Below are 24,343 nucleotides of genomic sequence, written 5' to 3'. Positions count from 1 at the left end.
TGAGTCAATTGAGTCAATTGAGTCAATTGAGTGATAAAGTATCGAGCTTTTTATTAGCATGTTTTTTTATTATAATTCCTGTTGCTACTGTCCTCCCTCTCTACTTATTTTGTTGATATATTAACTGTCTATAATGAAAGAAAGCTAAAGCCATCATATAAATATTCCAGCATAATAGAAAGATTAAACTTTCAACGAGCGGTGACTGTCATGCTCGCTATCAAGCGTTTGTGCCTTTAAAAATGGAATACAAGTTTCAAAATCACGACAGTCGTGACCACGATGACGACGGACAAAATAGTCTTGCACCATACGTGCCTGCTGCTCAATCCCATAGTTAAAAAAGGACTTACCTGCTTCAAGTACATAATCATAACGGCGATTTATGATAGCGCCGCGTACAACTTTAAGACCTTGCTGCAATTGCCAAACGTGGGTCAATTCATGGATAAGCCAGCTCTGCTTACCCAAGGCACATTGGCTAAAATCCGTAACCCAGTCGGCCGGATGGAAATAAATATTGCCATTAGGACTGACAGCATAATGCTTTAGTACCCACCACGCGGTCTTAAGCTGCACACCATCAAGCTTAAGGCTGTCACCGAACACCGAGCGTGCCAATGCTAGCTCTCCATCAGTCAGCTGGCGTGACTGTTGCTTTGAGCTTTTAGCAGCTATAGAGTGCTTAAATAAGCGCTTGAAAGTCGACTGCGACATCATTAGTGTCTTACCTTATATTCAAAAACTGAGCATTTATAAATGCTATTTTATAAGTACGATTTTTATAGAGCTATAAGCCTTTAATAAGGGTAAAAACCTAAAAAATAAAGCCTATAAGACATAAGCTGTACACTTAGCTGACTTTTATTAACGTAAATCTGCGTTAGCCTAGCTAGAAGGACATGAGTCATTGTTTTTAGCGTTAAGCTTCAAATGAAGACACACCTTAACAAGAATTGAAAATATTTAATTGATAATAGAGACCTTTATGCCACCTAATTTTCATGCTGATACGCCCCTTGCTCAGCGTATGCGCCCTGCAACCCTTGATGCTATTATCGGTCAAGAGCACCTGTTAGCAGCGGGTGCACCGTTACGGCGCTTGGTCGAACAAGGACATTTGCCATCGATTATTTTGCATGGCGAAGCGGGCATCGGTAAAACCACCATCGCGATGCTGTTGGCTGATGCCGTTGGGCGACCCTTTCATGCGCTATCAGCATTGAATACCGGCGTTAAGCAATTACGTGAGGTGTTAGATACCAAAGATTCACTAAGCTTTGAGTCACCGGTTGTGTTTATCGATGAGATTCATCGTTTTAATAAAGCCCAGCAAGATGCCTTACTTGGAGCAGTAGAGTCAGGTGATATTACTTTGATTGGGGCGACAACCGAAAATCCGTCATTCAGCGTTAATAATGCGCTGCTATCGCGCTGCCAAGTTTATCGTCTAGAGCCGCTGACGCCTGAACAAATCAGTGCCGTATTACAGCGCGCACTTTTAGAAGATAACATTCTCAAAAATTTAACCGTTGATTTACAGGCGCAACAAACGATAAGCCAGTTGGCACATGGTGATGCTAGAAAAGCGCTCAATTTATTAGAGCTTGCTATTCAAACGGCGGATGCTAAGCAGTCGCCGCTTGTCATTGATGATGAATTGGTCGCCCGTGTCGCTCAGACGGCGCTCGTACGCTACGATAAAGATGGCGAGCAGCATTACGATATTATATCTGCCATGATAAAATCCGTACGCGGCTCCGACCCTGATGCAGCGCTATATTGGATGGCGCGGATGTTAGTTGGCGGCGAGCCTGCCGATTTTATCGCGCGGCGCTTGGTCATCTTGGCCAGCGAAGATATCGGTAATGCCAATCCTAATGCCCTACTTCTTGCGGATGCAGCATTGCGTAGCGTGCAATCCATCGGTATGCCAGAAGCGCGTATTATCTTAGGGCAAGTGGTGGTTTATTTGGCGACCAGCGCCAAAAGCAATAGTACTTATAAAGCCATTAATGCGGCGATGGCACTCGCTGAAAAAGACGCCTCGCCTGTGCCGCTACATTTGCGTAATGGCGTGACCAAATTGATGCGCAATCAAGGTTATGGTCAAGGCTACGCTTATCCGCACGATTATCCCAACCACTATTATCCGCAAAGCTATTTACCTGATAATTTAGTGGGGACAAGTCTTTATAAATTTGCTGACAATCAGCGCGAGCAACACAGTAAGCAGTTTATTGACTGGCTGAAGGGTCAAGCGGCCAGTAACGAATAAAGGCTATGCGTTTGCATCATTGATAATACTTATGATTATTTTTAACCTATTAACTGACATATTGGCAAGATGACGCAGCACGCTGGGGTGAAAAGCGTTAAAATGTCCTCATAATGATATATACAAACCAGTTGATCGGAACCTTTTATAGCACATTGCTTCTATTTATGTGGCTCTTATCAAAGCATGCTTTGCTTTACCGCAACAGTGTTTTTGTCAATCTACTGCTACAATAGGCATATAATGATGTATACCCCTAATTAAACCTATCTATAAATAATAAAATATTGAGACTTCCTATGAGTTTAAATACGATTCCTGAGATTATCGAAGATATTCGTGCCGGAAAAATGGTCATCTTAATGGATGACGAAGATCGCGAAAACGAAGGCGATATCATTATGGCAGCGACCCATGTGCGCCCTGATGACATTAACTTTATGATTACCCATGCCCGCGGTTTGGTTTGTTTAACCTTATCAGAAGCACGCTGCCAACAGTTGGCACTGCCACTGATGTCAGACCGCAATGAGGCAAAATTTAGCACCAACTTTACCGTGTCTATTGAAGCGGCTGAAGGTGTAACGACAGGTATTTCTGCCGCTGACCGTGCGCGCACCATTCAAGCAGCGGTGTCTTCTTCAGCAAAACCAGAAGATATCGTCCAGCCTGGGCATATTTTCCCAATTATGGCTCAAAATGGCGGTGTCCTTCATCGTGCCGGTCATACTGAAGCGGGTTGTGATTTGGCTCGCCTAGCAGGTTTGGAGCCAGCAGCGGTTATCGTTGAAATCATCAATGATGATGGGACGATGGCGCGCCGTGATGACCTTGAGATATTTGCCAAAGAGCATGGTATTAAAATCGGTACGATTGCAGACTTAATTAACTATCGCATTGCCAATGAGCAAACGGTGGAAGAGATTGAATCACATCCGTTTGAGACCGAATATGGTACTTTCACTCTGCATCGTTTCCGCGAGTTTGGCGCTGACGAAACTCATTTAGCCTTGGTAAAAGGCGATGTGAGCGAAGGCGTGAGTACCGTTCGTGTCCATGGTTTCCACCCATTACGCGACTTATTTGCCGCTAAAAATGACACCACTGGCCGTAGCGGCTGGAGCGTACGCTCAGCACTAGAAGAAATACAAGAGTCAGAACGCGGCGTGCTGGTTTGGATTGGCAACCATCAGCCGATTGATTTAGGAGAGGCGCTTGATAAAGCTGCTGAAAATCAATCAATCTCAACCATTGCTCAGCAGCCGTATCGCAGCATTGGGGTTGGCGCACAGATTTTACGCCATTTAGGGGTTCGTGATATGCGCTTACTGTCATCACCGATGAAGTTTTATGCCTTGTCAGGGTTTGAGTTGAACGTCGTTGACTTTGTTCACGCACCTAAGCAAAAATAGAGACCAACAGTAAAAGCTAGCAGTAGAAATAGGACAAAAAAGGCGCGCTAATCATTTAGCGTGCCTTTTTTTATAGATTTTTATTAATGAGGTTTATTTTATCGGTATCATTTTAGTAGCATTTATAACCTACTAAATAAGCCGATTTTTTAAAGCTCGGGCGTATGACCAACGCTTGCTTCTAATGCCACTAAGCGCTCACGCTCCTCGTTGGTCCACGGCAATTTATCCTTGCCATCACTGTCTAAACGGACAATCACCGCATCAGCGGTTGCAACAATCACCTTTTGAGCGCAGCTATAATAGCTATACTCGATTACTATGCTGGTATTGCCCAAACGCTGACAACGCACGCCTAATAATAAGGTATCGGGATAAGTCACAGGGCGTAGATATTGGCAACTTGATTGCGCCAATACCGTGACCATGCTGCCATCAAACATGCCAAGCGCCTGCAAATAGCCAATCCGTGCTGACTCCGCATAGCGATAAAACACTACGTTATTTAGATGGATAAAGGCATCCATCTCACCCCAATGTATCGGCTGATGATGAATAATTGGATAGTGCGCCAACTCGTCAGGACGGGTATTACTTAAACTTTCATTACTTAACGCTGTATTTTTCTCAAAACTATTCATCACTAGCTTTCTCTTTTTTTTATCTTATAGAGTTTTAAAAACCACCATTAACGTTTAGGCTTATCCAAAATTTGCTTGGTTAATAATGGCGTTGGTTTTGGCGCATTGGCAATCAGTCGATCTAGCCAGTCTATAACCTCGGTAATGTCATTAGGAGACGATTTGGTTTGTACCTTATTTTTATCTTTAGTAGCGGTCGTACTACTCGCTGTTGGAGAGGTTTTATTATCGGTAGATATTGTTTTTGGCGTTGGTGTCTGTGGCACTAGGGTTTGTAGCTGCTTGCGCGCTTGACGCAGATAACCGACCAGCTGCTCTTTTTCACGCATATTGCTGGCTTGGGTGGCAAGATTCAAGGTCATAATGACTTCGTGAATCATGAGCTGGCGGCGCGTTAAGCTCATATTATTATCAAGGTTTTGAGTCAAATCACTGCCATTAGCAGGATGTTCACGCTCGTAACTGTGCAAAAACTCTTGGATATTTTGAATGGCTATATTTTGTAGCTGCCACGGACTCGGCTGCGAGCTTCTTGCTTGCAGGCGCTCAATATCCTTTGCCAAGCTTTGTTTAATCACCACGGTCAGCGCTGGGGCAATCTCATTACTGCTTTGGGACAGCTGCCAATGCAGGCCACGCAATAATTCAATCGCCGCACTCTCGTTATTGTCTGCCAACAATCTATCAGCCGCTTGTATTTGAATACGCAATAAATCGAGCTGGTTTTGGGCTTGGCTACTGGCGGCGGTACGCGGTGCTGGCAAGGTTTGCTGACTCATCGCAAAGATGCGATCGTCCATCTCATTGAGGCGACTGACCACTTGCTCATTGCTTTGCAAACGCTCATTGACATTATGCTCAAAACGCTGCTGACTGATATAAAGCCACAGTAAAGCGGCGATAAGCAATAAAATCATTAACCATTGCAGGCGCACCAAAAACATATTTGCTTGCCGGCGCTGCTGAATAGCAGAAGGTTCCTGAGATAACGATTCAGAGTTCATGGACATAAGGCAGCACCGTTAGTGATTGATAGTTTTTAAGCAAATATAAAATAAGTAGATTAATAAAAGTCTGTGTTCTTGCTTACCCTTTTTTCTTACTTACATTGAACCCACTATTGGCGAATGGATTGCCGCAAGGATAGTGGCCGGCGCCAAATCTTCCACCCGCCAATAGCTTAACTGCTGACGCGCGACCATATTGGCTAAGCGCTCGCCTAATACCACGTAAGCAAAATCATTAAGCTTTAGTGGTGGATTGGCTATTTTGTCTTTATTTGACTCTACAACCTTCGCTGCAACTGCCTTAACAATCCCTTCCCAATGCTCAAACACCGTGCCACTACTGACAATCACGATGGGCTTTTGCGGCGCTACTACTGTTGCTTGCTGCAAAGACTGCTGCGCGAGAAACTGCATTTGCCATTGCTCATACTGCGTCATAGCATCGGCAGGCATTTTGCGCTCATACCAAGCGATGCTATCGATATGGACGCCGCGCGCCTGTAAGGTATCGACCAATAAGCGTCGCCCACCAAGCCCGCGCCATACCAAGAGCTTATCGCCAGCTTGAAGGCTGTCAATTTCAGGCATGGCTAGCATACCTTCGTTATTAGCAATTAACGGCTGCAATACTTGATAGCTTGATGCAGCCAACTTTGCATCATTTAACACTGCCGCAGTCGCTTCCCCAACCGCTATCAGATGGCTTGGCGCTTCTAAACCTGTAAACCCTGTCTCTTTTTGCTGACTAGCATTTTCGCTAGATTTTTGAGCTTGGCGTTCATGCTCAAGTGCTTGCCAAACAGCTAGCCCTGAAGCGGCGGCGGTCGGGCTCACGATAACAAGGGCTTGATAGTCACCGGCAAACCATTGGCGCATCAATCCCATATCTTGCTCGGTAGTTGGCCGCGCCTCTAAGGTCAACATCGGCATATCAATCACTGACATTCCTGCCGCTTGTAAATGCTCGGTCAGCGGCGCTGCACGCTCAACTGGGCGCGTATTGATGACGATTTGCGGCAGCAATACTGGTTTATCAATAGGTTGATTTGAATCAGTGGACTTCGGTGATGACCAAGACATAAACATACCGTGACAAAAGGCTTAGGAAGAAAGGACGCTTAATCATAGAGGCATCTAAGTAAAGATAGCGCTATGATTGAGATGACAATAATAGTTAAACATTATTAGATATAGGTACTATTTAGGATTATAAATGGCTGATAAAATATCACCAGCACCAATAGCTAGTAGCATTTCAGCGACGTCAATACCCAGCTGGTTGGCTTGCGCTTCTTGCTCAGCTTGGCTGCCGCTTAAAGTCAGGCGTTTATCAGCTTTGAGCAGCTCGCTACCGTCTTCTTGACCGACGCGGCCACGTAGCCACAAGCTATCACCGGCATCATTATTACCGTTTTGGCCATTATTTTTGCTACTGTTTTGGCTATCGCTATCATCGTCTGCATCAGCCATTTGTAAGACTGCATAAGCAGCAATCGGTACTTGGCAGCCACCTTGTAAATGACGGTTTAGCGCGCGCTCAGCGATGAGGCGGATACGAGCTTTGTCATCATTTAACGGTGCTAGTAATTTTAGAACCTCATCATCGCCTTCGCGACATTCAATCGCTAGCGCACCTTGGCCGACCGCTGGCAAGCAAATATCAATATCCAACTCACTGCGAATGCGCTCATCAAGCTCAATACGCTGCAAACCACTGGTGGCCAAAATAATGGCGTCATACTCACCCGCATCAAGCTTCCCTAAGCGCGTACCGACGTTGCCGCGCAGGGTCTTAATTTGCAAATCGGGACGATAAGCCTTGATTTGGCATTGGCGACGTAAGCTTGCGGTACCGACTACCGCACCTTGTGGCAACTCATCGATACTATGATAGGTGTTAGAGACAAAGGCATCGGTTGGCGAGGCACGTTTACAGTAGACACCCAGCGTCAAACCTTCTGGCAATTCCATCGGTACGTCTTTTAAAGAATGCACCGCAATATCGGCCTGCTTGTCATACAATGCTTGCTCAAGCTCTTTAACGAACAAACCCTTGCCGCCAATTTTCGCCAGCGGCGTATCTAAAATCTTATCCCCTTTAGTGACAATCTTTAGCAGGTTAATCGTCAGCTCAGGATATAGCGCCAGTAGGCGGTCACGGATATGCTCAGCTTGCCATAATGCCAATGGGCTTTGGCGGGTGGCGATATTTAAGGTAGTCAAAGCAGGTGGCTGCATGGTGCTCATAAAAGGCCTCAATAAGTTCGATACTAGAATGTCAGTGCGCAACAATAATGCAAATTTGGTACCCAAAACGGGGGCTACCAACGATATATAAAGCAGAATGATGCAAAAAAATACCCCTATTTAAGCATAAATAAGGGTTTGATGATATGGCATGATTATGTCAACAGCATGAAGCCCTTATCATTACATGCTTTGAATCTTTTCACGGAGTGCCGGTAGATGGCGACGACTGACTGCTAGCGTCTCATCAATCCCTTTAAAGTGCAGTTGAAACTGTCCTGCATCTAAGGCTTCTAAAAAATCTAGATATTTGATATTGATAATCGCGTTACGATGCACGCGAAAAAGCCTGTCTTCAAATTCTTGCTCAAGCTCTTTTAGGGTGTCATCAATAAGGACAACGCCTTCTTTATGGCGTACTTTGACGTATTTTTGATCGGCGGTAAAGTAGTAGATATCTTTGAGCTCAATCAGCTCAACCCCGCGATGGGTACGCGCTGCGATATGTTCACGCACTGGACGGGCGGTTGGGTTTTCGAGTTTGCGAATCTCATTTAATTGCGCGGCATTGAGATTGGTGGCTTTATGCAGTGCTTCTAGTAGCTCATCTTTATTGGCTGGTTTTAATAAATAACCGATGGCATTGGCTTTTAACGCCGCAATTGCATAATGGTCGTAAGCCGTTACAAAGATGATGGCCGGTGGATGGTTCAGCTTCGCAAGCTCTTGGGCACACTCAATCCCATCCATCTCAGGCATGCGAATATCGAGCAGTATGATGTCCGGCTGCTGAGATTTTACGGCAATAATGGCCTCGATGCCCGTCTTTGCTTGGGCAACCACCTCATGACCCGATTCTTGGACAATCCTAACCAAACGTTCACGGGCTAATGGCTCATCATCACAAACAACGATCCGCATGCAAACTCCTTTATAAGTGCAGACTTAACAATCTTTAATAGTATTTATCATATATCAGCATTTATTAGGATTTATCATCATTTAAAGCTCACCACTTAGCAAAAAATACCATACGCCTTTTAGCAAAGGCAATGCACCTTACTTCAGTTATAAACCAAGCGTCCCATTTCTGCAAGCCACCAATAGCGATTGAGCGTTTCAACGCCATTTTTAGCATTTAAGCACTGTTAATATTTAAACAGTAGTAATATTTAAGCATTGGTAAGCGTTAAGTACTGTTGATTTTAAAAACTGCTAATTTTATAAACTGATAATCATCAACAATATGATAAACAGTGCAATAAATATGCCACGCTACCCGCCTACGATTGCTGGTTTATTATGACCAACCAAAGAAAGCGCTTTCAAAAGCAAAGATTATAAACTGACATCTTGGAGCGGGTAATGAATAATAGTAATAATTTGTTTACTCGTCACGCGGCTTTGGATATCAGCACTGTCGCCAAAATAAGCTCGCAGACGTTCCGCCTGAATATAAAAATCCATATGCTGGCGTAAGTCATGGTTAATCATCAAGGTTTTTTTAGGCAGTTGCACACTAATGGTAATCTCGACGCGATGCTGCAGCCAACTGACTTTAATATCGATATAAATGGTATCAGTGGTCATCTCAACCACATTGAGCAGCATTTTTTCAATCACGCTTTGTAAAGTCAAAGCAGTGATGACCATGTCATACATCACATCTTCGTCAGGTAGCCGCCAGTTTACTGCCAGTTTGTCCTCCAAGCGGATGGACTCGATGGCCAGATAATGCTCGCAAAGGGCAATCTCTTCCTCAAAGCTAATCTCACGCGCGCCATTAAAACTGGCACGAAATAACGCTGAAACGTGCTGTAATAAGTAAGCGGCGCGGGTTGGGTTGGTTTCAATCAGCGACATCAGGGTATTGATGGTGTTAAAAAAGAAATGCGGCGCTAAGCGAGCTTTTAATATATCGTTTTGGGCGCTCAATTTTTGCTCAAATGATTGCTTCAGCGCATTCAGCTCACGGTAGCGCCGTAAAAAAATTAGCAAAGTGGCAATAGTAAAACCGGCGGTAATAACGGTATTAAATACAACCGTTGAGACAAAGACGCGAATACTATAATCAAACCAACCAAAATTTATCATAATCAGCAGGACCAACATCATGGTCACTGCTGTGGCGCTCGTTAAGATAAGTAAGACATACATGCTGGCTGTTGAGACGCTTAAACGCTTTAATATAGGGCGCAGATAATCAATTAAATAAAAAGAAGGTATCAAGGTTAAGCTGGTCTGGATAAACCTTGCGATAAATTTGATGATAAATTGGGATTGGTTGGCCACACTATGGCGATCGACTATCGCTACAAACAGCGACCAAAAAAAGATTGCCAGCAGCCACTGCCAAGCCTTCATGATTTCCATGAGCTTGGGCATAAAAAACTCTAAGCGCTCCGCTAGTAAGGCAACCTCATCATTTGCTATACTTGAGTTCTTATTCTCTTGACTTGTCTTGTACCGATATGAACGCCAATTCTTCAAATAGTAATAATCCCGATTCAAATAAAAATTCAGCTGTTTCTGATTCTAGCACAGAAGCTTCTCCAACAAATACTGCCGCAGCGCAAAGCCCTACCAGTAGTCAGGGTCAGCAGATGTGGGGCGGTCGCTTTAGTGAAGCGACGGACAGCTTTGTCGCCGCCTTTACCGCTTCTGTCGGCTTTGATCAACGCTTCGCCCGCCACGATATTCAAGGCTCGATTGCGCATGCGACCATGCTTAAAGAGTGTGGCATCTTAAGCGCTGATGACGTTGCAACCATCATTGAAGGTTTGCAACAAGTACTACGCGAGATTGAAGCCGGCGAGTTTAACTGGTCTATCGCGCTTGAAGACGTGCACATGAACGTCGAATCACGCCTAACTGATATTGTCGGCGCGGTAGGGAAAAAATTGCATACTGGCCGTAGCCGTAATGATCAGGTTGCGACCGATATTCGTCTGTGGTTGCGTGAAGAAACCGACAATATCATTGCGCTATTGGTACGTTTGCAAAGCGGCTTGTTAGATTTGGCGGAACAGCATACCGATACCATCATGCCAGGTTTTACCCATCTGCAAACCGCGCAGCCCGTCAGCTTCGGTCATCACGTGATGGCATGGTTTGAGATGTTATACCGCGATACCGAGCGTCTTGTCGATGCGCGCCGCCGTATCAATCAGATGCCACTTGGTAGCGCTGCCCTTGCTGGTACGACTTTCCCTATCGATCGCACCATCACTGCCAAATTACTAGGTTTCGAAGGTATTTGCCAAAACTCACTCGATGCCGTCTCAGACCGTGATTTTGCTATTGAGTTTACCTCAGCGGCTTCTATCTTGATGATGCATATGTCACGTATGAGCGAAGAGATTATCCTATGGATGTCAGCGCAATTTAACTTTGTGCAAATACCAGATCGCTTCTGTACTGGCTCATCTATTATGCCGCAAAAGAAAAACCCTGATGTACCAGAACTGGTACGCGGTAAAGCGGCGCGTGTCTTTGGGCAATTGATGACATTGTTAAGCCTGATGAAAAGTCAGCCGCTTGCTTATAATAAAGACAATCAAGAAGACAAAGAGCCGCTATTTGATTGCGTTGACACCTTAACGGGTTCGCTATTAGCATTTGCTGATATGCTACCGAACATCACACCAAATAAAGAAAATATGCGTGCAGCCACCATGAAAGGCTATGCGACAGCCACCGATTTGGCTGATTATTTGGTTCGCCGCGGTGTGGCTTTCCGTGATGCCCATGAAGTGGTCGGCAATGCCGTCGCTTTAGGTATCAAAGAAGGCGTTGATTTAAGTGACTTATCACTGGCGCAGCTGCAGCAGTTTAGCGATGCCATTGGCGATGATGTCTTTGAGTATCTAACGCTAGAAGGCTCATTAGCAGCCCGTGACCACTTAGGTGGTACTGCGCCAAATCAGGTTAAACAAGCAGTCGTTAATGGTCGTGCGCGCTTAAAAGTATTTGCGTAAAGCTAGCAGCGCCATACAAGGTTTAATAGTATTAGCCCATTCATAGAAATACCCGCATCAATCGCGGGTATTTTTATGCAGATAGTTTTAGAAATATGGTTTTATAAATATCGTTATGAACATCAGTAGCTATATGGGCTGTTACCTTCTCTACACCTGATATCCTTGGCTAAATCTTCGAAGACCGTTATCATAGGTCAATACCAATATTGCACTTAATAATTTAATACCATTAACCAATAAGGATTGCTTTATGACTGAGACTTTTAATCCGCAAGCCAATACCGTTTTTTGCCGCAAATATAAGCAAGAATTACCAAAAATGCCGCATCCACCTTTTCCTAATAAAAAAGGTCAAGAGCTGCAAGAAACTGTCTCGGACAAAGCATGGAAAGAATGGCTTGAACAGCAAACCATGCTGATTAACGAAAACCATCTCAGCATGCTAGACCCTGCAGCCAAAAAATTCTTAACCGAGCAACGTGAGAAGTTCTTAGATAACGAAGACTATGAGCGTGCGCAGGGCTGGACACCAGAAAAATAATGCGATTGCATCTCAACTAACAAATGGCAAATGACTAGGCAGCACCCTTATAGTTTGTTAGTATGAGACTGATTTACAACACTGACAGACTCGGGGTGCGGTGTATGACAAGCTTACTTTCTAAGCTTTTTAATACATTCGCTGAGAGATCACCCGCCGAACCTGATGCGGTTAGTACCGACGCAGGGAAGTCTTAAGCCTATGTTATATATGAACAAAGGGCGCGCAGAAATGCCTTTTTATTATTGCCGATATCTTATGTCTGACAGCGTTTTTACGCTGCTGTATGGCAATCAATAAAAAGCTGCGCCTACCAATCATTTAAAAACGGCATTAGATTGAGTTTCAATGAAAGTTGAATTTAATCATAGTGCACGCGTTTGATGATTGAATTTGTCTGTCTTGCATAGTCTTGCCCCGCAGCTACTGGCGGTGTTGCTTTTATTCAAAAACCAACACGCTAGGACAGCATATGACTACTTCAGATTTACAAACAGCCCAAACCTCTTCGACCCCTGTTACTAAAACTGTCGATAAAAAAGCCGACGCTCTAAAAACGCCTGCCCATCGCAACCAAAAAGATGCGCGTTTCGAAGAAGACGCTCGCGACTTACACCGTATATTACCCGCTTCTAGAAAAGTCTATATCGAAGGTTCAAGACCCGATATCCAAGTGCCGATGCGTGAGATTAGCTTAGCAGATACCCCTGTTGGCGGCGCTGGCGCTAATGAAGGCGAGCACAATCCTCCATTTTATGTCTATGACACCTCGGGCGTTTATACCGATCCCAATGTCGATATCGACTTGACCAAAGGTTTGCCTAAATTGCGCGAAGGTTGGATAGCTGAGCGCGGTGATACCGAACAGTTAGATGGTTTATCAAGCTCATATGGACAAGCACGCGCTCGTGATATTAGTACTGCTAACTTAAGATTTGCTCATATTGATAAGCCCCGCCGTGCTAAAGATATCAATGGCAAAGCTGGTAACGTCACACAAATGTACTATGCACGCCGCGGTATTATCACTCCTGAGATGGAATATATCGCCATTCGCGAAACACAAAAGCAGCATGCACTGACCGATATGCGCCAACACGAAGGCGAAAGCTTTGGTGCCAATACGCCAAAAATTATCACCCCTGAATTTGTCCGTGATGAAGTGGCTGCTGGGCGCGCAATTATTCCTAATAACATCAATCATCCTGAATCCGAGCCGATGATTATTGGACGTGATTTTTTGGTCAAAATTAATGCCAATATCGGTAACTCAGCGCTGGGTTCTTCTATCGACGAAGAAGTATCAAAAATGACGTGGGCAACGCGCTGGGGCGCAGATACCATTATGGATTTATCCACGGGCAATCATATCCATGAAACCCGTGAATGGTTGATTCGCAACTCGCCAGTACCAATCGGTACCGTACCGATTTATCAAGCACTAGAAAAAGTCGATGGCGTTGCAGAAGACCTGACATGGGAGATATTCCGCGACACGCTTATCGAGCAAGCGGAACAAGGCGTTGATTACTTTACTATTCACGCCGGCGTGCTCCTCCGTTATGTACCGCTAACGGCTGGACGCCTAACTGGTATTGTCTCGCGTGGCGGCTCTATCATGGCGCAGTGGTGCCTTGCCCACCATAAAGAAAGCTTTTTATACACCCACTTTGAAGATATCTGCGAGATTATGAAGCAGTATGACGTAGCGTTTAGCTTAGGTGATGGTCTGCGTCCGGGTTGTTTGCAAGACGCCAATGACGAAGCGCAATTTGGTGAATTGCGTACCCTTGGTGAGCTAACCAAAGTCGCTTGGAAGCACGATGTACAGGTGATGATTGAAGGTCCTGGACATGTAGCGATGAACCGTATTAAAGAAAATATGGACTTGCAGCTTGAGCTATGTGCCGACGCGCCGTTTTATACCTTAGGACCTTTGACGACTGATATCGCTCCCGGTTATGACCATATCACCAGCGCGATTGGCGCGGCGATGATTGGCTGGTTTGGTACGGCAATGCTTTGCTATGTCACACCAAAAGAGCATTTAGGTCTGCCAAATAAAAAGGACGTCAAAGACGGCATTATCACTTATAAAATTGCTGCTCATGCTGCCGACCTTGCCAAAGGTCATCCGGGTGCACAGGCGCGTGATAATGCTTTGTCTAAAGCCCGTTTTGAGTTCCGCTGGGATGATCAATTTAATCTGGCCCTTGATCCTGATACCGCCCGTGAATATCATGACGAAACCTTGCCAAAAGACGCCCATAAGTCGGCGCACTTTTGCTCGATGTGCGGACCGAAGTTTTGCTCAATGAAAATCACCCAAAACGTGCGTGAATATGCAGCAGGATTAGATAAAGATGCTGCTAATAAACAAGTCACCCCGCAATCGGGCGATTTAACTAATGCAGGTCATGTCATCAAAGAAGTGGATACTGAGCTAGTTGGACAAGTAGGCGAAGCCAGCCTCGATGAGATTCATAAAGGTATGGCAGAAATGAGCGAAAAATATCATAAAGAAGGTCGTCAGCTATATAAAGAAGTGTAACCACTTAGCATTAACCTTTAGCCTATAAAAAAAGCGCTACTCATTGGTAGCGCTTTTTTATTTTAAACATACCCTGTCTTGTAGAAGATTGAGCTAAATCTTTGACGCCTCGTAAATCTCTTCAATAGAAGCGTTAATAGTATTAGCAAACTCTTCGTCACTTTGTTGCTTACTTAAACCTTCGGTAAAGGCACGTGAGAAACTGGCAATCATACCGGGGTTTTGTTTCAATTTTTCGCAGGCATCATGACGGCTGTAACCGCCAGATAGCGCCACCACTTTTAGTACTTTTGGATGGTCAACCAACTCTTGATAAAAGCCCTTTTCTTCTGGCAAGGTCAGTTTTAGCATCACTTGATGACCGTCGTTTAAGCGCTCAAGATTATGCAAAATACTGGTTTTAAGAATGATTTCGCAATCATGTTTTTTGCTACTGTTGATATCTACTTCAGGTTCAACAATAGGCATCAAACCTTTGGAGATAATCTGCTTCGCGACATCAAACTGCTGCTGCACGACTAGCTCAATACCATCGACACTTGGCTCATAAATGACTGAACGCATCTTAGTGCCAAATACCGGATAGTTTTTTGCTTTATCTAATAACGAGTTCAGATTGGGCATCGGGCGCATCACTTGCACGCCATCCATGTGCTCAGCCAAACCCTTATCTACCTTTAAAAACGGTACAATATTTTTATCTTCCCATAGATAATTAGCCGTCGGCTTGCCATTGACCTCGCGCTCCATCGTATCTTCAAATAAAATCGCGCCAAGGACACGCTCATTATCAAAAGCATCGCAAGTCATGATACGGGCGCGCATCTCATGTACCAAGTCAAACATGGCTTCATCGTTGTCATAAGCATCGCCGCTAACGCCGTAATTTTCTAGCGCTTTTGGCGTACTGCCACCGCTTTGATCAAGGGCGGCGATAAAACCTGAACCATTTTTGATACGCTGTAGTTGTTTTTCGTATTCCATTGAGTAGATATCCTATCCTAATTAATAAGGGTCAAACATTATTATAATAAGTCAATCAGCCCGCAGCTAACGTGAGCTTGACTATAAATAACCTTAACATAGGACATCGCGCGTGCCTATCGTTGATAAATTAAAATTTTGCTCACTTACGAGCGGTGAAGTTAAGCCAAAAACAATACTGCCACACAGCAAACTGCCAATAATAAACCAACGATATTGATACGATTAAGCTGCTCTTTAAATATGCCGACGCCTATCAACGTTGCCACCGCAATCACACCGACATTCATACCCGTAAAGACGATGCTTGGCGACTCAGACAATACTTGATGGGCACGGACATAAGCATAGATATTGCCCATATTTAGCACGCCAAGTAATAATCCTGCGCTAAGGGCATGACCCTGCCAGCGGACGCGGGTGACAAGCAGGTAAACGAGTAGCAGTAATCCCGCCAGCCCAAACGTCACAAATAAGGTCAAAGGAAAAGCCGCCCCTTGCTTGGCAACTTGCTTAAATAAGATATCAATAACGCCATAACCTAACCAAACGCCAAACAGCCACAGCGGCGTCTGCTTTGCTTGGGTATTTATAATTCCATGCTGCGGGCGATAGACCAAAGCAGCAAGTGCCAAAAACCCTAACACTAGCCCAAGGACTCGCGTACCTGTCAGTACTTCGCCAAATAATAAAAAAGCGGCAACAATAGGAATAATAAGCGATAAACGCTGAGCGGCATCGGTTGCGACCATACCGACCGATTCAATCGCGCGCCCAAGGATGATAAATACCGCCGGCAATAACACCCCAAGGGCAATAATGATGCCCCATGCCTCACCAAGTGCGCCGATGCTACTGACATCTGGTTTTAATAACACCCAAGTTAATAAAAATGCCACGGGATATCCCGCCACGATGGTTTGGCGAATATCGATATTTTTTTGGCGTAGTATTTTTAAAAGTACGGAAACAGCGACGCTACAGAGCACCGCTATTATGAGATACATCATTAAGGTCATCCTTGTTAAATTATAATCTGGCGTGTTTATTATTGGTATTTAAAACAGCTATCAGTATAGACTTTACCTTGTACTCTATTACTGTTTAAGCTTTCGTTAGCTTTAACTATTAGATAGTGCTTAGAAAAAAACTGCTAAATCAAATAAAACCCTAGAATGTAACAAAATATTTCTTATACAGCAATCTATTTATTTTTCTAGTTACTTAGTATTGTTTATTTAACATGGATGACTCATGCTCGATACAGTCATAAAGAATCGGCAAAACCGTCAAGACAAATCACCATGTCAATAATTAAAATAGAGTTGAGTATGAGCGATACCCTGCAGCTTACAATTAGCATGCAGCCATTAGAGTGAAGTTTGTTAAAATAACAAACAATCCTAATCACAAAAGTAAAGATTCAAGATAGCACCTTATCGTGCTTATTTTGGCGTACTGCTATTGATGCTTTATCACTGCCTATGAATGCTCTATTTCGTTTCTTTGAAACTCGTCTGCCCGCCTTTCCCGATACGCCTATGCCGCTGCCATCCCCAAGTGATGGCATGCTCAAGTTTTTGTGGGCCTGTACCAAAGGTCTGCGCGGTTGGCTATTGTTGTTTATGATTTTGTCTGCCGGTATCGGTATCTACGAGGCCATGCTATTTGCCTGGATTGGCAATATCGTCGATTGGCTTGGGGTATATACCCCGCAAAATCTGTGGGCAGAAAAAGGCGATGTGCTGCTCATGATGTTGGCCGTGATGATTGTCAGCCCACTCTGGATTGCATTGTCATCGTTTATTCATTTTCAAACCTTGCAAGGCGTTTTTCCGATGCAAATGCGCTGGCGTTTTCATCAGCGCATGCTTGGGCAGTCGATGCAGTTTTATCAAGACGAATTCTCTGGTCGCGTATCGGCTAAGGTAATGCAAACGGCGTTGGCGGTGCGTGATACCGTGATGACAGTTACCGATATGTTTATGTATGTCGCCGTCTACTTTATTACCACCGGTGTGATTTTATTTAATTTAGACAGCTTGTTATTAATCCCATTTATCGCTTGGTTCGTCTTAGTGTGGCTGGCGATGTGGTACTTTATTCCCAAACTGAAACAAACGGCGATTGTACAAGCCGATGCCCGCGCTTTAATGACGGGACGCATAACCGATGCTTATGCCAATATCATGACCGTGAAGCTATTTAGTCATTCACGCCGCGAGCTTGGTTATGCCAAAAACGCCATGGGGCAGTTTTTAGGTACGGTCCATGCACAAATGCGCTGGGTCAGTTATTTAGAAGTATCGACCCATTTAATTAGTGTGGTTCTAGTCAGCTCGACTGCTGGTATCAGCTTGTATTTATGGCAACAAGGCGCGGTCGGCGTTGGGGCGATTGCTGCAGCGACAGCGATGGCTCTGCGTTTAAACGGTCTAACGCGCTGGATTATGTGGCAAACTGCCAGTTTGTTTGAAAGTATCGGTACGGTACAAGACGGTATGCGCACTTTATCAGCGCCGCAAACCATCGTTGATAAACCAAACGCGCCCGCACTTAAAGTCACTGAGGGTCGTATCGTCTTTGACCATGTTGATTTTAGTTATGAAGGCGAAGACGATGACACAGGTTTAAATACCAATACATCAGGCAAACGTTTTGATGATGTTAATAGCAATGACACCGACTTAGCGAATAATACTTCATACGCCAAGCTACTCGATAATTTCTACTTAGATATCAAACCGGGTGAGAAAATCGGTTTGGTTGGGCGTTCTGGTGCGGGTAAATCAACCTTGGTTAACCTTCTCTTACGCTTTTTTGATGTTGATAAAGGTAAAGTCTATATCGATGGGCAAGCCATTGATGAAGTTACCCAAGAATCGTTACGTCAGCAAATCGGTATGGTTACCCAAGATACCTCTTTACTGCATCGTACCGTCCGTGAAAATATCGCTTATGGTCGTCCTGACGCAACCGATGAGGAAATCATTACGGCTGCTCAGCAAGCACAGGCATGGGACTTTATCGAAGGCTTGTATGACGATAAAGGCAATACCGGTCTTGATACCCAAGTCGGCGAGCGTGGCGTTAAGCTGTCTGGCGGTCAACGTCAGCGCATTGCTATCTCGCGCGTGATGCTCAAAAATGCACCGATTTTATTGTTAGATGAGGCGACCAGTGCGCTTGATTCTGAGATTGAATTTGCCATTACTGAAAGCTTAAACGACATCATGACGGGTAAAACGGTTATTGCGATTGCCCATAGATTATCGACCATTGCCGCCCTTGATAGATTGGTGGTTATGGATAAAGGGCATATCATCGAGCAAGGCAGTCATGATGAGCTATTGGCATTAAATGGCGTTTATGCACGCTTATGGCAGCGTCAAAGTGGTGGCTTCTTAGGCGAAGACAGCTAATAAGAATTCTATGACAAAAGCTAATGATAGAAGTTAATAATAAAGGTTAAAAAACCGTCACAAGGAAGTTTTATTCTTATGGAAGCATTTACCAAGCGTATTAATATAGATGGCAAACAAGCGCGCTACTATGATTTGCAGCCGCTGAATCATTTAGCGAATCAAGCAGAAAAATCGAACGACCTTAAACGCCAGTCTGCCCATTTTTATGGCGGCAATAGTTTTACCGTTGGTACTTATGCGCCCTTATTAAATGAATTGGCAACGGACTTTGATTTATCGGCGCTGGCGCTACGTGGTTATTGGTATGACAAACCGCAAGCGCCGCGTCTGACCCGTGAGCAAGATGCCGATATACTGATTGAGTTTTTAGAGAAAACCCAAGACGCGCCTATCGTTGGTATTGGGCATTCACAAGGAGCGACCGCCACCGCCATAGCAGCAGCCAAACGCCCTGACCTCTTCTCTCAGCTATACCTTATCGAGCCTGTCACCTTTACGAGAAAGCAAGCGACACTTTATAACTTGCTGCCACGTCAATTCTTGCTAAGCCGTGAACCCTTTAAAAGTACGCTTACCAAGCAATCTACTTGGGCAAGTATCGATGATTACTATGAGAGTTTACGCGCGCAACGGGCTTATAAACGTATCAATAATGAGCATTTAAAAGTGTTTGCTGAGCAAAGCTTGTCTGCTAACGATGATGGCAGCTATAGCTTGATGTTCGCCCCCGAGCAAGAGCTTGCCAATTATTTTGGTGCGCCCCATATCGATGCAGCATTAAAAAAACTTAGCTGTCCTTATACCCTTATCACGGGCAAACCGACCTTATTTATCAATGATAAAGTACGCAAACAATGGCAGAAATTTGTCCCTGATGGCAGCGTTATCTCCTTGCCAGACTACGGTCATCTATTACCGATGGAAGCGCCTGAATTGTGTGCGCAGATTATCAATGAACATTATAAGAGCGCTAAATAAGCTGAGCGATGTGAGATGTGAGTTATGACTGACCTTTTTGCGCCTGCGCCGACTGATAATTTATTACCTTATGATGGCAAGGTAAATGATTTAGGCATCGTGATTGATTACCCAAGTGCCTTATATTATGCCTTATTAACGACGCTACCTTGGCAGCCTGATATCGTAATGCTATTTGGCAAAACGCATGTCACCACTCGTCAGATAGTATGGATGGGCGATAGTGATGCCAGTTATCAATACTCGGGGCACACGCGTCAAGCCATTGCATGGACAGATTCAGTGTTTCATGTGAAACATCATCTTGAGCAGCAATTATCCAAAATCGGTATTAACGCTGAGTTTAATTCTTGTTTGCTCAACTACTATCCATCTGGCGATGACGGTATGGGCTATCATGCAGACGATGAAAAAGAGCTTGGTCATCAGCCCGTTATTGCCTCTTTGTCACTGGGTGCCACGCGCAAGTTTGTCTTTAAGCATAAAAAAACTCAAGATAAAGTCGAGCTTTATCTTGAGTCCGGTCAGCTTATCGTCATGCATGGTGCTACGCAACAATATTGGAAGCATAGCATTACTAAAACCAAAACAGTCGATGAAGGGCGTATTAGCTTAACCTTCCGGCAACTGGCATTAAATTAAGCAAGGTTCGCTTAATTTAAGTAAGCTCGGCTTAGCTTGCTTTTAGCACAATCTTACCAAAGGTATTACCTTTTTCTAGCTCACGGTGAGCAGCCACTACTTCAGATAATGGATACGTTTGCTGAATTTGTAAGGTCAGCTTGCCATCGGCAACAAGCTGTAAAACCCGTGCCATGTCCTCCCCACTACGCTGCGCTTTATAACCTGCCACCTTTAAGCTTTTTTGACTACCCGCTGCTTTTAGTTTATCAACCCAAATCGTCGGTAAGACATAGACGCGGCCGCCAGATTTTATAACGCTCAGGGCGCGCACGCCCGCATCATCACCAACCAAATCTAGGAGCACATCGGCTTGTAAGTCAGGAAAAGCGTCATCTTTGGTATAATCAATCCAACCAGCCAGCTTATTTTTATCTATCAAACCACCCAGTTTGTCGTACTTCTCAGGTGAGCAAATAACGGTTACTTTTACATCATCTTGCGTCACTTTATCCATCAATAGCTGAATAGCCAAATGTCCAACACCGCCAGCTGGGGCATTGATAACGACATGCTCACCGTTTTTAATATCAGCAAACTCGACAAATTGTAGCGCCGTTTGTCCAATACAAGGTAGCGTGCCTGCTTGCTGCAAAGTGACTGACTCAGGTACTTTTGCCAATAAGTTGGCATCGACTGCGACATACTCTGCATAACCGCCACCGTCAAAGGTCAATGCCGCGACTTGCTCACCGACAGCAAACTTATCACTAGTACTTTTAACCACGATACCGGCGACATCACAACCTAAAATAGCCGGCTCGTTCTTATCGAACTTGTCTTTTTGAATCGCCTCAGCGCCCCAACCTTTACCTTGACGGGTTTTGTAATCGACGGGATTGATACCGGCATAAGCGATTTTTATCAATACTTGATTGTCCGTTAATTCAGGAATAGCCACGCCATCTTGATATATCATGACTTCAGGCTCGCCAAATTCACGTATAAGAGCGGCATGTTGCGTCGTTGGTATTTTTTTATCAGACATGATTGATCTTCCTTGTATTATTTTCAGCTTTCTTTTTTGATTGGTTTACAGCTTTTTTTAGCGAATAGTTTTCTTAGATAACAGCTTTTTAGATAATAGCTGCTTTGGTTACTGATTTCTTTACTTACCGATTCATGATGCTAAGGCAATGCCAACTCGGCACTAAGCGGCAGATGATCCGATAACGTAGACCAAGGCTTGCCGGTATGTACCCAAGCATCCTTCACCCTTAGGTTACGCACGTAAATACGGTCCAAGCTTAGCACCGGCAGTTTGGCAGGAAAGGTCGGTAATAACTTACCATGACAATGTTTAAATGCTTCGGTCATACCTAAGCTCGATGCGAGTCGGTCGCAAGACATTTTCTTCCAGTCATTAAAATCACCTGCCAATATCAAAGGTTGGTCAGGCGCAATCTCATTACGCACATAGTTGGAAATGGATTCATATTGTTTGATACGATCGCGCTCAAAAAGGTTTAGATGAGCGCATAACACCACAACTGGCATCTCCCACCCTATCGGCTGCACCTCGCAGTGCAGAACACCACGCTGCTCAAGCTTATTAACCGTGATATTGACATTATGTTTAGGATCAAGCGGAAAACGACTTAGGACGGCATTACCATGATGACCATTTTCATATTCTGAATTTTTACCATAACTGTTTTGCAGTTGCAGATATTCACCAAACCATTCATGTTGGGATTGGTCAGGGTATTCGTTATATTGCATATTGCGCTTCAGATTTTGACCTTGTACTTCTTGAAGACAGAGTATATCGGAGCCAATGATATCAAGCGCTTGGGCGATACCTTGTATTTTGACCTCCCGATTCATCGGCGACATGCCTTTGTGAATGTTATAGCTGGTCAAAACAAAAGAGGCGGTGTTATTCATAAATTTATCAGTCATAGACTCATGGTTCATAGAGTAAAGGTTAAAAACGATGTTAAGCAAACACATCATTAAGTCAAAAAGAATAGCTCTTATAAAGCAGCTCTTATTTAATGGTTAATTATAGTAATTAAGAAATAAAAGCTTATTAAAGATAGTTATGGTACTAATAATTATAGCGATTCATGCAAAAAGAGCATTGATTCATATCGAACCAATGCTCCCATATTATACCTATGTTGTAACGATGGCTAATTCATTAACGAATATCAGTAACCGATTAATAGCGCGTTACCAGAGCAATTGGTTGATCTGCACCCATAATATCTTGTGGCATAAAGACCGCTTTACCACCATTATGAATGACATGCTCGATGATCTCACCAATCGCATCATCGGTAACACCTTCTGCCGTCGCATCATCTGCCATACTCAAGGTTTGCGCTTTTTCATCAATTTTCGCAGGTTGCATATAACCGCGACGGATATATAACGTCTCGCCTACACCCTGAAATGCACTGCGATAGACTTCTTGTAAATCCGTCTGCAGCATATTTGCACCGCGCGCTTTATCAATCTCACCCAAGGCAGCTTGATGTAATGAGGTGCGATAGCCCTCTACCGCTTCTTGTACGCTATCAACGATATGCTGGGCACTGCCTTCTTCTAACTTGGTCGCGTTTGAAACCGTAGCGATGATATTTTCTGGACGGTCACAGATATCTTTATAGTAACCGATATTTTTGGCATCACCAACGATGACAAGTGGCATTTTATTTTCGCCCCATATCTCTTGCACACTTTTATCTACTTGGTTAAAGAAGGCTTTTAGATAGCTGCTTTCGTTGTTCGCTGAGCGATCTGAACCGCCGTCACTGGTATTATAAAGACCGTTATTTTCGATAGGGAATGGGATATTTTCCATATTATTTTGTGCATCATCGTCTTTATCAAATTCTTTGATAACACGGTCATTAGACGCTTCAATCAAACGGGCATTATCACGGGTCAATACCACCGTATAATAATGAACCGCACTTGCCATATCTCGCACCAAGTCGCGCGTGGCAAAACGGTCTGAAATAATGACACGCTCTTTGGTATCAATCGGCATACGGATAACTTGGACATCGTCAGTACTGGCAAATATCGCCAACGTATCTAAATTATAATTGTGGTTAAAATCGCTGGTTTTATTTTTGATATTTTCTAATATAGTGGTCGCGGTACGCTTATCATACTCATTGGTTAAGCGCTCTTCGACGACTTTTAATTGGTTTTTTAGGGCGATAGGGTCTTTTTCATTATCAGGATGCTCACGGTGCGTTTTGACAAAAATACTCACGGCTGGATTGGCTTTTGTCTCACGTAAACTTTTTAGAGTTGCTTTCATAAATACTGCTCCTTGTTTTATTATCATTGGTTTGCGCGTTAAAATAGATTTTTTATATTTATTGGTTATCTTAGAAACTGCTTTTATTAAAAATTGCTTTTAAAAGTCATCAATCTATATTTATTCTTAAAATCCGTTTGAGCGGTTTAAACAATACCTATTAATACCCTTTTCAATCAATTTACTCAAGTATTTCAGGTAGTAGAAAAATCCATTTTTGCTATTCCCTTACTATGATGCTAACAATTTAACCCCACTGCCTATAGGGTTAATTTGCAAGCAAATGATGGCGCTTTGTAAGTGAAGCTTAATTAACTTTAAGTATAGGCGATAATTAAAGT

Annotated in this window: 20 protein-coding genes and 1 riboswitch; of the genes, 8 read left to right on the top strand and 12 right to left on the bottom strand. The window is 43.9% G+C overall.

The window, feature by feature from the left end; translation table 11 throughout:
• Window positions 1-183 precede the first annotated feature (183 nt).
• Window positions 184-717: a type IV secretion protein Rhs gene (locus B3Q63_RS11415; protein ID WP_296176803.1), complete on the bottom strand. Its 534-nt coding sequence runs from the start codon at window positions 715-717 to the stop codon at window positions 184-186.
• A gap of 271 nt (window positions 718-988) precedes the next feature.
• Here B3Q63_RS11415 and B3Q63_RS11410 point away from each other — a divergent pair, with 271 nt between their 5' ends.
• Together B3Q63_RS11410 and ribBA are read left to right on the top strand one after the other, a co-directional pair.
• Window positions 989-2,278 carry a replication-associated recombination protein A gene (locus tag B3Q63_RS11410; protein ID WP_296176801.1) on the top strand — a complete coding sequence of 430 codons (1,290 nt, stop codon included), beginning with the start codon at window positions 989-991 and terminating at the stop codon, window positions 2,276-2,278.
• A gap of 299 nt (window positions 2,279-2,577) precedes the next feature.
• Window positions 2,578-3,690, top strand: coding sequence for a bifunctional 3,4-dihydroxy-2-butanone-4-phosphate synthase/GTP cyclohydrolase II (gene ribBA / locus B3Q63_RS11405; RefSeq protein ID WP_201564333.1), 1,113 nt, complete (start codon window positions 2,578-2,580; stop codon window positions 3,688-3,690).
• Window positions 3,691-3,839: 149 nt separating this feature from the next.
• On the opposite strand, the gene B3Q63_RS11400 is transcribed toward ribBA, so the two are convergent.
• The 6 genes from B3Q63_RS11400 to B3Q63_RS11375 all read right to left on the bottom strand — a co-directional run bounded on the left by B3Q63_RS11400 (window position 3,840) and on the right by B3Q63_RS11375 (window position 9,970).
• A complete protein-coding gene (locus tag B3Q63_RS11400; protein ID WP_296176798.1) occupies window positions 3,840-4,331 on the bottom strand; it encodes an acyl-CoA thioesterase in 492 nt (163 codons plus the stop codon).
• Between the two features lie 47 nt (window positions 4,332-4,378).
• The gene (locus tag B3Q63_RS11395; protein ID WP_296176796.1) at window positions 4,379-5,341 is read right to left on the bottom strand and encodes a hypothetical protein; all 963 of its coding nucleotides are present in this window, start codon (window positions 5,339-5,341) and stop codon (window positions 4,379-4,381) included.
• 93 nt (window positions 5,342-5,434) lie between these two features.
• The gene (locus B3Q63_RS11390; RefSeq protein WP_296176793.1) at window positions 5,435-6,418 is read right to left on the bottom strand and encodes a uroporphyrinogen-III synthase; all 984 of its coding nucleotides are present in this window, start codon (window positions 6,416-6,418) and stop codon (window positions 5,435-5,437) included.
• Window positions 6,419-6,535: 117 nt separating this feature from the next.
• The gene (gene hemC, locus B3Q63_RS11385) at window positions 6,536-7,585 is read right to left on the bottom strand and encodes a hydroxymethylbilane synthase (protein ID WP_296176791.1); all 1,050 of its coding nucleotides are present in this window, start codon (window positions 7,583-7,585) and stop codon (window positions 6,536-6,538) included.
• Window positions 7,586-7,768: 183 nt separating this feature from the next.
• A complete protein-coding gene (locus tag B3Q63_RS11380) occupies window positions 7,769-8,506 on the bottom strand; it encodes a LytR/AlgR family response regulator transcription factor (protein ID WP_296176788.1) in 738 nt (245 codons plus the stop codon).
• A 417-nt stretch (window positions 8,507-8,923) separates the two neighbouring features.
• Window positions 8,924-9,970: a sensor histidine kinase gene (locus tag B3Q63_RS11375; RefSeq protein ID WP_296176786.1), complete on the bottom strand. Its 1,047-nt coding sequence runs from the start codon at window positions 9,968-9,970 to the stop codon at window positions 8,924-8,926.
• 218 nt (window positions 9,971-10,188) lie between these two features.
• On the opposite strand from B3Q63_RS11375, the gene argH reads away from it, so the two are divergent.
• The 3 genes from argH (at window position 10,189) to thiC (ending at window position 14,657) form a co-directional block, all read left to right on the top strand.
• A complete protein-coding gene (gene argH, locus B3Q63_RS11370; RefSeq protein WP_201624014.1) occupies window positions 10,189-11,562 on the top strand; it encodes an argininosuccinate lyase in 1,374 nt (457 codons plus the stop codon).
• 253 nt (window positions 11,563-11,815) lie between these two features.
• A complete protein-coding gene (locus B3Q63_RS11365; protein WP_201564319.1) occupies window positions 11,816-12,106 on the top strand; it encodes an oxidative damage protection protein in 291 nt (96 codons plus the stop codon).
• 81 nt (window positions 12,107-12,187) lie between these two features.
• Window positions 12,188-12,312: riboswitch (TPP riboswitch) on the top strand.
• A 266-nt stretch (window positions 12,313-12,578) separates the two neighbouring features.
• Window positions 12,579-14,657: a phosphomethylpyrimidine synthase ThiC gene (gene thiC, locus B3Q63_RS11360; RefSeq protein ID WP_296176782.1), complete on the top strand. Its 2,079-nt coding sequence runs from the start codon at window positions 12,579-12,581 to the stop codon at window positions 14,655-14,657.
• A gap of 93 nt (window positions 14,658-14,750) precedes the next feature.
• On the opposite strand, the gene B3Q63_RS11355 is transcribed toward thiC, so the two are convergent.
• Together B3Q63_RS11355 and B3Q63_RS11350 are read right to left on the bottom strand one after the other, a co-directional pair.
• Complete coding sequence (locus B3Q63_RS11355) at window positions 14,751-15,641, bottom strand: fructose bisphosphate aldolase (RefSeq protein ID WP_296176779.1); 891 nt, start codon at window positions 15,639-15,641, stop codon at window positions 14,751-14,753.
• Window positions 15,642-15,802: 161 nt separating this feature from the next.
• Entirely contained in the window at window positions 15,803-16,651 is an 849-nt protein-coding gene (locus B3Q63_RS11350; protein ID WP_296176776.1) for a DMT family transporter, read from the bottom strand.
• Window positions 16,652-17,125: 474 nt separating this feature from the next.
• Here B3Q63_RS11350 and B3Q63_RS11345 point away from each other — a divergent pair, with 474 nt between their 5' ends.
• From B3Q63_RS11345 to B3Q63_RS11335, 3 genes are all read left to right on the top strand, one after another.
• Window positions 17,126-19,063, top strand: a complete 1,938-nt coding sequence (locus B3Q63_RS11345; RefSeq protein ID WP_296176773.1) for an ABC transporter ATP-binding protein — start codon at window positions 17,126-17,128, stop codon at window positions 19,061-19,063.
• Window positions 19,064-19,141: 78 nt separating this feature from the next.
• A complete protein-coding gene (locus B3Q63_RS11340; RefSeq protein ID WP_296176770.1) occupies window positions 19,142-20,044 on the top strand; it encodes an alpha/beta fold hydrolase in 903 nt (300 codons plus the stop codon).
• Between the two features lie 24 nt (window positions 20,045-20,068).
• Complete coding sequence (locus tag B3Q63_RS11335; RefSeq protein WP_296176767.1) at window positions 20,069-20,686, top strand: alpha-ketoglutarate-dependent dioxygenase AlkB family protein; 618 nt, start codon at window positions 20,069-20,071, stop codon at window positions 20,684-20,686.
• Between the two features lie 31 nt (window positions 20,687-20,717).
• On the opposite strand, the gene B3Q63_RS11330 is transcribed toward B3Q63_RS11335, so the two are convergent.
• The 3 genes from B3Q63_RS11330 to B3Q63_RS11320 form a co-directional block, all read right to left on the bottom strand.
• Entirely contained in the window at window positions 20,718-21,713 is a 996-nt protein-coding gene (locus B3Q63_RS11330; protein WP_296176766.1) for an NADP-dependent oxidoreductase, read from the bottom strand.
• 140 nt (window positions 21,714-21,853) lie between these two features.
• Window positions 21,854-22,627, bottom strand: a complete 774-nt coding sequence (locus B3Q63_RS11325; RefSeq protein WP_414706350.1) for an endonuclease/exonuclease/phosphatase family protein — start codon at window positions 22,625-22,627, stop codon at window positions 21,854-21,856.
• 262 nt (window positions 22,628-22,889) lie between these two features.
• Window positions 22,890-24,002, bottom strand: coding sequence for a hypothetical protein (locus B3Q63_RS11320; protein ID WP_201564308.1), 1,113 nt, complete (start codon window positions 24,000-24,002; stop codon window positions 22,890-22,892).
• Between the last annotated feature and the right edge of the window lie 341 nt (window positions 24,003-24,343).

It is taken from the genome of Psychrobacter sp. UBA2769, assembly GCF_002352555.1.
Classification (GTDB): domain Bacteria; phylum Pseudomonadota; class Gammaproteobacteria; order Pseudomonadales; family Moraxellaceae; genus Psychrobacter; species Psychrobacter maritimus.
Note: the sequence above shows the minus strand (reverse complement) of the source record. Positions and strands in the feature narration are given on the sequence as shown.